The organism is Kitasatospora sp. NPDC036755 (genome assembly GCF_040636595.1).
In the GTDB taxonomy this organism is placed as follows: Bacteria; Actinomycetota; Actinomycetes; order Streptomycetales; family Streptomycetaceae; genus Kitasatospora.
In genome coordinates this window covers 1-11,549 of record NZ_JBEZUT010000280.1, presented here as the reverse complement: position 1 = coordinate 11,549, position 11,549 = coordinate 1, and the positions used below count along the sequence as shown (strand labels likewise).

9 protein-coding genes and 1 pseudogene are annotated in these 11,549 nt (G+C 76.7%); 1 reads left to right on the top strand and 9 read right to left on the bottom strand.

Translation table 11 applies throughout. The features are described from left to right. Positions 1–1,023, bottom strand: a pseudogene (locus tag AB0E96_RS31230) (hypothetical protein); the annotation flags it as partial. A 394-nt stretch (positions 1,024–1,417) separates the two neighbouring features. On the opposite strand from AB0E96_RS31230, the gene AB0E96_RS31225 reads away from it, so the two are divergent. Then, positions 1,418–1,957 (top strand): HAD domain-containing protein, encoded by a 540-nt coding sequence (locus AB0E96_RS31225; RefSeq protein ID WP_359829137.1) that lies wholly within the window; start codon positions 1,418–1,420, stop codon positions 1,955–1,957. A gap of 168 nt (positions 1,958–2,125) precedes the next feature. Here AB0E96_RS31225 and AB0E96_RS31220 read toward each other — a convergent pair whose 3' ends face one another. The 8 genes from AB0E96_RS31220 to AB0E96_RS31185 form a co-directional block, all read right to left on the bottom strand. After that, complete coding sequence (locus AB0E96_RS31220) at positions 2,126–6,277, bottom strand: LysM peptidoglycan-binding domain-containing protein (RefSeq protein WP_359829136.1); 4,152 nt, start codon at positions 6,275–6,277, stop codon at positions 2,126–2,128. Next, on the bottom strand, positions 6,277–6,726 hold the full coding sequence (locus AB0E96_RS31215; RefSeq protein ID WP_359829135.1) for a hypothetical protein: 450 nt from the start codon (positions 6,724–6,726) through the stop codon (positions 6,277–6,279). The genes AB0E96_RS31220 and AB0E96_RS31215 overlap by 1 nt, the downstream gene beginning before the upstream one ends. A gap of 160 nt (positions 6,727–6,886) precedes the next feature. Beyond that, positions 6,887–7,255, bottom strand: a complete 369-nt coding sequence (locus AB0E96_RS31210; RefSeq protein ID WP_359829134.1) for a pilus assembly protein — start codon at positions 7,253–7,255, stop codon at positions 6,887–6,889. Between the two features lie 161 nt (positions 7,256–7,416). After that, positions 7,417–7,791: a TadE/TadG family type IV pilus assembly protein gene (locus AB0E96_RS31205; RefSeq protein WP_359829133.1), complete on the bottom strand. Its 375-nt coding sequence runs from the start codon at positions 7,789–7,791 to the stop codon at positions 7,417–7,419. 38 nt (positions 7,792–7,829) lie between these two features. After that, complete coding sequence (locus AB0E96_RS31200) at positions 7,830–8,120, bottom strand: hypothetical protein (protein WP_359829132.1); 291 nt, start codon at positions 8,118–8,120, stop codon at positions 7,830–7,832. A gap of 103 nt (positions 8,121–8,223) precedes the next feature. Next, on the bottom strand, positions 8,224–9,102 hold the full coding sequence (locus AB0E96_RS31195) for a hypothetical protein (RefSeq protein WP_359829131.1): 879 nt from the start codon (positions 9,100–9,102) through the stop codon (positions 8,224–8,226). After that, complete coding sequence (locus AB0E96_RS31190) at positions 9,099–10,073, bottom strand: type II secretion system F family protein (RefSeq protein WP_359829130.1); 975 nt, start codon at positions 10,071–10,073, stop codon at positions 9,099–9,101. The genes AB0E96_RS31195 and AB0E96_RS31190 overlap by 4 nt, the downstream gene beginning before the upstream one ends. Continuing rightward, positions 10,073–11,549, bottom strand: a 1,477-nt coding sequence (locus AB0E96_RS31185; protein ID WP_359829129.1) for an ATPase, T2SS/T4P/T4SS family, incomplete at its 5' end; no start/stop codon positions are given. The genes AB0E96_RS31190 and AB0E96_RS31185, both read right to left, overlap by 1 nt.

The following is an 11,549-nucleotide window of genomic DNA, read 5'->3' as shown; positions in this document are numbered from 1 at the left end:
CCGGCCGGGCACCGCCGGGGCCGAGGCCGCGGCCTGCCGCTCGGCAACGGCGTCCCGGGGCTCCGTCGAAGTCGAACGCGGCAGCGGCGGCATCGGGGCCGGTGCCGGCAGCACGTCGGAGGCGGTCGGCAGCGGCGGCACCTCGGCCGGCAGGCCCTCGCCACGACGGGCGGTGTTGCGGAAGAACGGACGGTCCGGGGCGTGCGTGGCCAGGATGACCACGTCCGGCCGCAGCACCGAGTACACCTGCTGCCGCAGCTGCTCGGGCGCGAGCACGTCGCCCGCACCGGGTCGGCCGCCGTGCAGGGCCTCGATCAGGGCGCGCGTGAAGGTGCCGATCTGCTCCGGGTCCGGGCTGACCACCGCCCACAGCGGAATCCCCTCGCTGAGCGGCGAGACGGTGCCCTGGAGGTACGGCCAGGCGTTCTGGTCGGCGCTCAGGTCGGCGATGACGAGGGTCTGCCACTCGGCCGGACGGTGGCTCAGCTCGGCGGCTACGGCCTGCCAGGGGAGGCCGTCCTGCTTGGCGTCGCGCAGGGTCAGCTGGAGCTGCCCGCCGCGCTTGTCGGCGACGACGTGGCCGCCCAGGTGGATCAGCAGCGGTCCGGGGTGCCGGGAGGCGGCCCGCAGGTGGGCGAGGACGGTGTGCGGGTCGCCGGCGCCGGGGAGGTGGACGGCGTCCACCGCGTCCGCGGCGAGCAGCACCTGCGGCGAGACGGCGGCGAGCATCGCCGAGAGCACGGGTGCCTGGGTCGGTCCGCCGCGGCCCCAGGTGCGGCGGCCGGAGTTGCCGTAGCCGCCCTCGATCACCAGGATCCGTCCGCGCGGCGCCGCGCCGAGCCCGCCCGCGCCGACGGGGGCGCTGCCGCCGGGAGCCGCGCTCTGGACCGGGAACGGCGGCGGGGTCTCCGAGGGAGCGGCTCCGGCGGCGGGCAGACCGGTGAGGGTCCATCCGGTGGGCGGAACGGGGGGTACGACCGGGGGCGCGGGCGGCGGCACGGGTGCCTGCCCGACCGGCTGCACGCCCGTCCGGGCGCTCCCCTGCCCGCCCGCCCCGGGAGCCGGAGCCCCACCCGGCGCGGCGGCGGCGAACGGAACGGCCGACGGCACCGGCGGCGGCTCGTACAGGGCGGCGGGACCGGGCGGGTGTTCCTCCGCCGGGAGGCGCGGCGGCGGCGGTACGGCGTCCCAGGGACCCGAGTCCGCTGCCGGGTCGGGACCTCCGGAAACCGCTGTCGTCTCCGCCATCTCCTGGTCACCGCCCCGCCCCGCCGCTCCCGCGGCGTCTGATGCCCTCGCCTGCGTGGTGCCTGCCACCACACTCCGTGCGCGCCACCCTACGAGATCCCGGCTCGCCCCTTCCAGGCCGGGTGGCCGATCGGCGCGCCACACCGTCAAGCCCCGCTAAAGTGCCGTCATGATCGGTGCCGACCGCCCGTTGCTGTTCCTCGACGTGGACGGCCCGCTGATCCCCTTCGGCGACCCGCCCCCGGGCGGCTACCCCCTCCACCGCAGCCCGTACGTCCCGCCCGGCACGGTACCCGGCGGGAACCCGCTGATCGCCCGCGTGGACCCGGAGTTGGGGCCCCGGCTGCTGGCCCTGCCGGGCGAACCGGTGTGGGCCACCACCTGGCTGGAGGACGCCAACGAGTGCCTCGCGCCCTGGCTCGGACTGCCCCGACTGCCCGTCGTGGACTGGCCGGTGGAGGACACGGACCCGACGGACGGGCCGGACGGGCCGGACGGGCCGGAGGATCTGCACTGGAAGACCCGTACGCTCGTCGCCTGGGCGGACGGCCGGCCGTTCGCCTGGGTGGACGACGAGATCACCCGGGCCGACAGCCGCTGGGTCGCGGCCCACTCCCCCGCCCGCGCCCTGCTCCACCGGGTGGACCCCCGACGCGGGCTCACCGAGGCGGACTTCACCGCCCTCGACGCCTGGCTCCGCACGGCCTGACCGGACCCCGACCGCCAGGCCTGGGCCACTCACCCCCACCGGCATCCGTACGGAACCCTCGCACGACCACCACATCCGCCACCGGCCCGCCGGCCCGCTGGCCCACCGGCCCGTCAACACGACCGCCCGGCCACCCCGTGGGGGCGGCCGGGCGGTCGGCGGTCCGGCTCAGGAGCCCGCGAGCAGGTCCCGCAGCAGGGCGACGGTGTCGGCGTCCAGGTCCCGTCCGGTACGGCGGCTGAGCGCGTCCAACCGGTTGACCGCGCGCAGGAGTTGGTCCCGGGCGCCGGCCGAGGCGTAGGCGTAGAAGAGGTCCCGGTGCAGCAGTTCGACGTCCGGGGCGACGGCGAGGCCGCGGAAGACGGCGGCCTCGGCGCTGCGGTGGTCGCCGTACTGCAGGCGGCGGGCGGCCAGTTCGTGCGCCGTGTCGACGATCGCCGCGATCATGTCCTGCCGCTCGGCCTCGGCCCAGCCGTACGAGGCCGGCGGGGCCTCGGCGAACGGCGCGCCCCGGACCAGGGCCAGGGCGTGGGCGAGGGCCGCGTCGGCGGTGGCACTGGTGCTGCGCATGCCGCGCCGGTAGAGGCCGCGGAACTCGTCCCAGTCGCAGGTGACCGTCGGGGCGAAGGAGTAGCCCTCGGTCCCCTCCGTGGGCAGGAACGCACGCCCCTCAGCCGAGGTGCCGAACCAGGCGGCCAGGTCGGCGAGTTTGTCCGGCAGCGGGCTCTTGGCGTCGGCCGTGGTGGGGTGCGGGTCGAGGTGCGCCGCGCCGGGGTGCAGGTCGTGGTCGAGCGCTTGGAGGTCGGACCCCGGACGAAGCGCCAGGTAGACGGCCAGCTCGGTGAGCCGGGGCAGCGCGCCGGGTGCGGCGTCGCCGAGGATCCCGGCGACGTCCACCGGGCCGAGCAACCGGATCCGGGGCGCGTTGCGCGGGGCGTGCGCCTCCGGGGACCGGAGGATCGCGAGCAGGTCGTCGCTGTCGCTGCGGCCGGGCGTCGTCCGGGCGACCGGGGCGACGGCCGCGGGGCCGGGCTCGACGGCCGGCTCCGGCCGCTCCGTACCGGTGGCGTCCACGGGATCGACGGTCGTCGCGGTACCGGCGGGCCCGGTTCCGAGGGCGACGGCGGGGCCGGGAACGGACTCCGACCCCGGTTCCGCGGCCGCCTTCGACACGGCCGGCCCGCCCTCACCCGGTTCCGCCGCCACGGCCGCCTCCGCAGCCTGCGACGAGACCGGCTGCGCCGAGGCGGACTGCGACGAGGCGGGCCGCGGCACGACCGGCTGGACGGCGAGCACGACCGTCGCCGTGGACTCCGAGGAGGTGTCCCCCGGCTCGGCCGCCCCCTCGCCCTCCGGCGGGCCGGGCCGCCGCAGGTCGCGGGTGGTCTCGTCGGTGGCCGCCTGCCGTCCCTGCCCGTTGACGACGAACCGGGCCGGACCGGCGGGTACCGGAGCCGGACCGGAAGCGGTCGCCGACGCCGCCCCCGAACCCGAACCCGCACCCGCACCCGCACCCGCACCCGAAACCGGAGCCGACGCGGAAGCCGCGGGCGGCAGGGCGGCCGGAGCCGGAGCGGGCGTCACCGGATCGGTGCCCGCGAACGGGCTGGCCCCGGTGCCGATGACCCGGGCGAGCAGCCGGGGACCGGCGGCCGCGTCCGAGCCCTCCCCCGCACCGCCGCCGGCCGGAGCCCCGCCGACCGACGCCCCATTCGACGCCCCACTCGACGCCACGACCGACGCTCCGCCGGCCGCGGCCTCGCCGACCGACGCCGCGATGGCCACCGGGGCCCCGACGGCGGCCAGCACCGGTACCGGGGCGGGCAGTTCGGTGGTGTCGGGGTCGTCCTCCGGCCCGTCCAGCGTCCAGGCCGGGGCCGGGTGCTGGGTGGTGTCGTCGGCGACCCGGAGCAGTTCGGCGACCTGCTCGTACTGCTGCCCGCTGAGCCGCTGCAGCTCGACGGTGAGGTGCAGGCCCGGGATCGCGGCCTGGCCGGAGGTCGGCAGGGTCCAGCGGGCGACCGGGCCGGTGCCCCGCTCGGGAGCGCGGGTGACGACGGCGACGCAGGTGCGCGGACGGGCGTCGAGCAGGCGTCCGAGCTCGGCGGGGACGTCCCCGCCGGGCTGGTGGGCGCAGAGCACGATCTCGGGCGTCCAGGACTCGTCGGCCTGGCCCCGGCTGCGGGCCTCGCGCGGGCTGGTGGCCTCGGCGGCGACCAGGGTGGCACGGGCCTTGGCGGTGCGCGGGCCGAGGGCGGCGAGCGCGGCCTCCAGGGTGGGGTGGCGGTGCACGCGTTCGGCGGCCGGGCCGGTGATCGGCACCTCCTCGGCGAGGTCCACCAGGTGCAGGTGGAGCCGGTCGGCGAGCGGGCTGTGGGCCAGTTCGACGGCGAGGGTGCGCAGCACGTCGCGGGCGTCGTCCGGGTGGCCGGACAGGTGGAGCAGCCGGACGGCCTCCAGGTCGGCGAGGACCACCGAGCCGTCCGGCGAGGTGCCGAGCGTGACCAGCGCGGGGTACGGGGCGGCGGTCTTCCGGGCCTGGGCCGGGCTGAGCAGGTCGCCCGAGTCGGCGCTGCACCACCACACGTTGGCGGCGTGCGCGGCGCGGAAGGGCGCGATCGGGGTGGCCGGGCCGGACAGGTGCAGTTCGACGGTCTCGCCCTGGGTGATCCGGGCCGCGACGATGGCCGGCAGCCGCTTGCCGCCGCGCACGGTGTTGCGGGCCAGGGTGCGCAGGGCGCGGTCCAGCAGGTCCAGTCCGGCCTGGTCCTGCCGGGCCAGCAGCTCGTTCTCGAAGGCGGCGGCCTCGGCGTCGGGCATCGCGATGCGGTGCCGGGGGCGACGGGCACGCTGCTGGGTGCCGCGCTTGTGGGCGACGGTGCCGATCATGATGGCGGCGAGCAGGACGCCGACGGTGGAGGCCGAGAGGGCGACGGTGTAGTCGTCACTGGGGGCCGGGTCGGCGTGGGCGGCGGGCGCGTGAGCCGGCGCGTGGGCGGGCGTGGGCGCCGGGGCCGACTGCGGCGCGCCCTGCGAGGGGGCGCCCGGTGCCGGGGTCTGCGCCGGAGCCTGGTCGGCGGGCGCGGGCGCGGGCACGGGGGCCGGAGCCTGGTCGGCCGGCGCCGGGGCCTGGTCGGCCGGAGCCGGTGCGGGGGCCGGAGCGGCACCCGCCGCCCCCGGCACCGTGAGCACCATCCCCGGCACCACCACGTCCGGGTTCGTCAGCTGCTCCCCGTCCGGGGCCCGCACCCCCTTGTTCGCGTCGAACAGCTGCGGCCACTGCTCGCCGTCCCCCAGCTCCCGCTGGGCGATGGCCGACAGGCTCTCGCCCGCCTGGACGGTGACGGTCCGCTGGGCCGCGGAGCCGCCCGCGGCGCCCGCACCACCGGGGCCGCCGGCCTCCGTCCCGGACTGCGGAACGTTCTGCGGCGCCCCCTGCGCGGCGCCTCCGGAGGGAGCCGGGGCGGGGTCCGGCGCGGGCGTCCGCGCCTCGTCCGGCTTGGCGTCCGCCGGCATCAGCAGCTCCCAGCCGGGCTGGATCGGCCGCTCGGCGTCGAAGCGGATGCCCGAATCGCCCATCACCCGGCCGTCGTTGAGCTTGGCGATCTCCACCCAGCGCTCCCCCGAGCCCAGTTGGCGCTCGGCGATGGACCACAGGCTGTCGGCCGGGCGGGCGTCCCGCACGGTGTACGTGGACTGCTGCTCGGCGGCCGGGGTCAGGGCCGGCGCGGCCTGCGCGGCGGGCAGGGCGGCGCGCTGCACGCCGGGCGCCAACTGCGCCTGGGCGACCGGGCTGTGGGTCAGTTCGGGGACGGCCGCGAAGGCCGATCCGGCCACCGGCAGCAGTGCGAGCACCGAGCCGACCAGTCCGGCCGCGAGCCGCTGGCTCCAGCCGAAGGCCGGGATCCGGCGGGCGATCCGGCCGCGCAGCTGGGCGGGGATCTCCAGCAGGACGGAGAGCGCGAAGCAGGCCCAGGCGATCCAGCCGACCACCACCAGCGCCCACAGGAACAGGCTTCCGTCGTCCGGACTGGTGAGCGCCTCACCCACGCCGCCCGAGGAGACCTCGCCCATCCCGGCGACCGCCTCGGTGCCGTACAGCAGAAGCGCGGGGACGCCGACCAGCAGGGCGAGCAGGGCGACCAGCGCACCGAGCGCGGTGATCACGGCACGGCCGCGCCCGCGGGGTGGTCGGGGCGCCGGGGCGGCGGGCCTTCGGGCGCCGCCGGCGCGATGGGACGTCCCGGCCCGGCCGGAGCGGGCCTGGTCGGTGCGGGCCCTGGCGTTACGGGCCTGGTCCTTGGCACGTGGCGCGGCCATCAGTCGGTCTCCGCTTTCTCGACTCCGTGGACGAGGGTCGCACTGCCCTTGCCCGTTACCTTCCGTTCCCCGAGGGCTCCCAGCAGGACCGGGTGGTAGTCGGCCCGCACGGTGACGGTGACGACCTTGCCGTCGCCGGAGAACTCGATGTCGCCCGCCCGCAGGCCGTACAGGCCCAGGTAGGCGTCGGCGGCGTCCCGCACGTACTTCTCCTGGACCTTGAAGCCCTTGCCCTGCAGGACGGCCGCTTGGTCGAGCTGCTGGCCGCCGACCCGCGCGGCCTCCAGGGCGTAGGCGTCGGTCCGCTCGGCGACCCGCAGCCGGCCGCCGGCGTCGATCACCAGGGCGATGACGAGCACGACGTAGGCCGCGCAGATCGCCACGAAGAGGGCCACCGCGCCCCGGTCGGACCGGCGCGCCGACAGCCGTCGCCGCAGACGGCTCACCACTTCCGTCCCCTCCCCCCACTTCGCACGATGCTCTCCCCACCGGCCCCCACCGGGCGCCGCTCGGTACCGTTGTGTCATCCCCCGGGCGCTCTCCGCTTGCGTCTCCCCCGCACGGGCCGTCTCCAATCCACCGTCTTCCGGGTGACGGCACCGCGCGCCGTCAGGTGCCCCGGTAACGGTCCACCACCGAGGTGAACTCGCCGACGAGGTGCTTCGTCACGGGCACCCCGGACGGTCCGCCGAGCAGGTCGGCCAGTTCCACGTCGCAGACCACCGTGACCGTGACGGTCGTGACCGGTCCGCCCGGCAGGTTGAGCGTCCCCTTGGCGACCCGGACGTCCCCGTTGCGGCAGGACACGCCCTGCTGGCGCAGCGACGCGAGGGCGGAGTCCCTGGCCGGCTGGTCCATCCCGTCCACGCTGCGTTGCAGGGAGGCGGTCCGGGCCCCGGCCCGGGCGGCGGCCTCCACGGTGCCGGCCGTGGTCTGCACCCGCCCGGCGGCGACGGCCACCAGGACCAGTCCGACCACGCCCGGCACGACGATGGCCGCCTCGATCGCGATCCCGCCGCGGTCCCTCCGGCCCGGCCGGAGGCGGAGCCGAAGCCGCCGCCCCTGTCCCTCGCTCCGCGCCTGCCGAGGCCGGAGTCGACGTCCGGGCAGCCGGCGCCCCGACACCGGCGTCCCGCCCCTCACGGCTTCACCACCGGCGGTACGAAGCGCTCGCGCGGCGCCTCGGCGAACTGGGTGATGGCGGGCGCCTTCAGCCCGGGTATCAGCAGCGGCGGAGTGAGCTGCACGGTGACCCGGACGGTCTGCGCCGTGCTGCCGTCGGTCCGCACCGCGTACCCGTGCACGCCCTGCCGGTCGAGGAAGTCACGGGCCTGCCGCTGGGCCGCCTCGTTCTTCTCGCCGTCCGTCGCGCCGCCCTGCACCCGCCCGGCGTCCACGCCCTCACGGGCGGCGGTGAGCGCGACCTGCCGGTCGTACCACCACAGCGCGGCCTGGACGACGAGCAGCAGGAGCAGCAGGACGACCGGGAAGACGATGGCCAGGCTCAGGCTCATCGACCCCCGGTCGCCCCTGCGGCGGAGAGCAGGACGCGTCACGGGGTGGCGCCGCCCGCGCCCGCGCCGCCCGGCATGTTCGGGTCCTGCTGGACCTTCTTGACGACCCTGTCCTTCAGCAGGTACAGCGCGGTCGCCACGGCGCCGGCGACGAAGACCAACGCGATGATGGCCAGGGCGAGTTCGATGCTGATCGCGCCGCGGTCGCCGCGCGCGCGGGCGGCCCGCAGCCGACCGAGCCGCAGGGTGAACAGCAGCAGCGCGAACTGGACGGGTAGCAGGGCGGGTCGTAGCACCCGGTCTGCCAGCTGGGCGAGTCGTGCGGTCATCGGGATCTCCCGGGAGTGTGGCGGTGCGGTGTGGTGGGTGGTGCCGGCTGCTCGGAGCGGCCTGTTACGGCTTTCGGGGGACGGAACGGGGCGGTGGTCAAGGTCAGTTGAGCATCTGGTGCAGGGCGGGGAAGACGATCAGGACGGTCATCAGCAGGGTCAGCGCGGCCCCGGGTGCGACCATCCGCTCGCTGTCGGCGTTCGCCCGGGCGAGGTCCTCGGCGAGCAGCTCCCCGCGCAGGCCCTTGGCGCGGGCCCGCAGGGTGTCGTAGACGGCGGCGCCGTCGGTGCCGGACAGCCGCATGATGTCGGCCAGGTCCTGGAGCGGACTGAGCCCCAACTCCTCGGCCAGCGCGTCGAGTCCGGCCCACGGCGGGAGCCGGTCGGTGGCCGCCCGCTCCAGCGCGTCGCGGACCCGCCGGAACACCGCGCCCTGCCCGACCGCGGCGGCCCGGCGCAGCGCCTCGGCGGGGCCGCAGTCGGCGGCCCGCTCCATCGCGACGAGTTCCAGGTAGGCGGCGATGCCGTGCAGGTACTCGGTGCGCGCCTCCTTGGCCTCGCCGCGCACGATGGCGTCCGGGACGAACCAGAGCAGGCCGGCCAGCAGCGGCCCGGCGACCAGCGGCAGCGCGAACGGCAGGCCGACGTCCATCAGCACGGCCATCGCGCCCAGGTAGGCGGGCAGCATCAGGCCGAGCGCGGCGAACGTCAGTTTGTGCACCATGAAGCGGGCCGGGGTGCGGCCGATCAGGGCGAGTTCGCGGCGCGGGACGGAGACCCCGCGCAGGTGGACGGACCGCTCGCCGATCCGGTCGTACCAGCGGGGCCGCTCGTCCGGGTCCTGCTCGCGGTCGGCGGGGGTGGCGTGCAGCCGGTCCAGCGCCTGGCGCAGGTCCGGTGGCGCCGGCCGCAGTTCGGCGACCAGAAGGGCGAGGCCGCCGGCCGCGGCGGCGCCGGCCAGCACGGACCAGGGGGAGATCATCGGACCTCCCCGATCCGCTCGGCCGGCTCCGGCTCGGCCGCCGGCGCGGCGGACCGCCACCCGCTCCTGCTGCGCCGGTCCGGCGTCAGCAGCCGGGGCACCGGCGGGTGGGAAGCCAGCGCCCGCATCCAGGCGATGATCGCCACGAACAGGGCGGCGACCACCGCGAGCACCACCTGGCCGAGGAGGGTCCCGTAGGGCTTGGTGTACTCCGTGTTGAAGGAGCCGACAGCGACGACCAGCACGATGATGCCGACCAGCCAGCGGATGGTGGTCCGGTGCTTGGCCCGGTCGGCCTCGATGGCGCGGCGCTGGCGGACCTCCTCGCGCACCGAGTCGGCCATGTCGGAGAGGGTGCGGGCCAGGCCCGGGCCGCTGTCGCCGGCCCGCAGCACGAGCGCGGCGAGCACCTTGTCGGCGGTGGCGTCGGCGAGGCTGTCGGCGAAGGCGCGCAGCGCCTCCTCGGGCCGCCAGCGGGCCTGCAGCCGGGCGGCCAGCTCGCCGATCTCGTCCTCCAGGGCGGCCGGCGCGGTGCGGCGGCTGGTCACGATGGCCTGGTTCAGGCCGACGCCGAGCAGTAGCACGTCGGCGATCCGCTGGGTCCACTCGGAGAGCGCCTCCAGCCGCTCGATCCGGTGGGTGTCCGGGCGGGTGGTGTCGAACAGCCAGGGCAGGCCGAAGACGGCCAGCGGGACCAGCAGCGCGGTCAGCGGGATGCCGGTGAACAGCCAGGCCAGCGGTGCGCCGGCGAGCGCGAGCGGCAGTTGGACGCGGCGCAGCCGCACCATCCGGTGCGCGGCCGTGCCGGGGGCGCCGTACCAGAACACGTGGAGGCGGCCGGCCAGCGGGTTGGCCGACGGCTCGCCCCCGCCCTCCTCGTCGGGCTCGCCGGGCTCGGTGCCGCGGGCCCAGGCCACCAGGGCGGCCAGGCCGCCCGCGACCGCCAGCCCGCACAGGGCGAAGAGCAGCATCACCGCGCGCCACCGCCGATCCGCAGCTGCAGCGGGGTGGCCCAGCTCCCGTACCGGGAACCGAGCAGCGAGGCGTCGAACCCGGCCCGGCGCAGGTCGTCCAGGCACTGCGGCGGGGTGTGCGGGACGGCCCGCGGCTCGCCGAGGTCCGGCCGGGGGCCGAAGACGGTGTTGAGCGCGGGCCGGCCGCTCTCCCCGAGGCCGGTGACCTCCAGGACGTGGGAGACGAAGCGGTGCCGGCGGCCGCCGACGGCGGTCTCGTCGACCATGGTGACGTGCACGATGAGGTCCAGGGCGTTGGCGGTGAGCCGGTAGGCGAGCGAGTCGGTCATGTGCGAGCCGTACTCCAGGCAGAGTTCGGCGATGCGGTCGACGACCATGTGCGGTCCGCGGGCGTGCAGGGTGCACATCGAGCCGCCCTCGCCGTTGGTCATCACCCGCAGCATCGGGACGACCTCGCCGGAGCGGACCTCCCCGACGATGATCCGGGAGAGCGTCATGCGCAGCGCGGCCGGGATGAGGTCGCCGATGCTCAACTCCCCGGCCAGGCGCCCCTCGACGCGCTCGCCGTTGCCCTCGCGGGCCTCCATCGGGACGACCTGGCGCAGGTGGCCGAGGGTGTGCAGCCAGAGCTCGAACTCCGACTCCAGGGTGCCGATCCGCTCGTCCGGCGGAATCTCGGCGGCCATCGCGCGCAGCAGGCTGGTCTTGCCGACGCCCTGGGTGCCGGTGATCATCACGTTCTTCCTGGCCCGGATCGCGGCGGCCAGGAAGGCGGCCAAGGTGGCGTCCAGGGTGCCGAGTTCGACCATCTCGGGCAGTGTCGCGGAGGCCACCCGGTGGCGTCGGATCGCCACGTACGGGCGGGGCGTCACCTCGGTGAGCGCCTGGAGGCGCATGCCGCCCTCCAGGCGCAGCGCGAGGGTCGGGCTGGCGGTGGACAGGTTGCGCTCGCCGCCGCCGTGCTGGCGGGCCAGGTCCTGGAGCAGTTCGACGAGTTCGGCGTCGCTGTCGGCCACCGGCGGCACCTGGCGCAGGGGCTGGTGCACCTTGGAGACCCAGACGTCGTCGCAGCCGTTGATCAGGATGTTCTCGATCTCCGGGTCGTCCAGGTAGGGCTGGAGCCGGCCGGCCCGGAACAGCAGGTCGAAGACGGCCTCGGCGAGGGCGCGGTCCTGCTCCCGGGTGGGCGGGATGCCGTGGGTCTGCGCGTACGCGTCGGACCACCGGGCGACGGACTCCTCGATCAGGGCCCGGCCGCGCTGGCGGCGGGTGGCGCGGTCCGGTTCGGCCCCGGAGGCGGCGGTCAACCGGGTGATCTGCTGGTGCAGTTCGGCCGCGACCTGGCGCTTGAGCTCGCGCGCGACCTGGGGGTCGACGGCGGGCCGGGTGGCGGCGCCGCGCAGGTCCAGCGAAGGCAGCTGGGAGGGTACGGCGGTGGGCCCGGCCGCACCGGGCGGGACGGGCTGAGCGGCG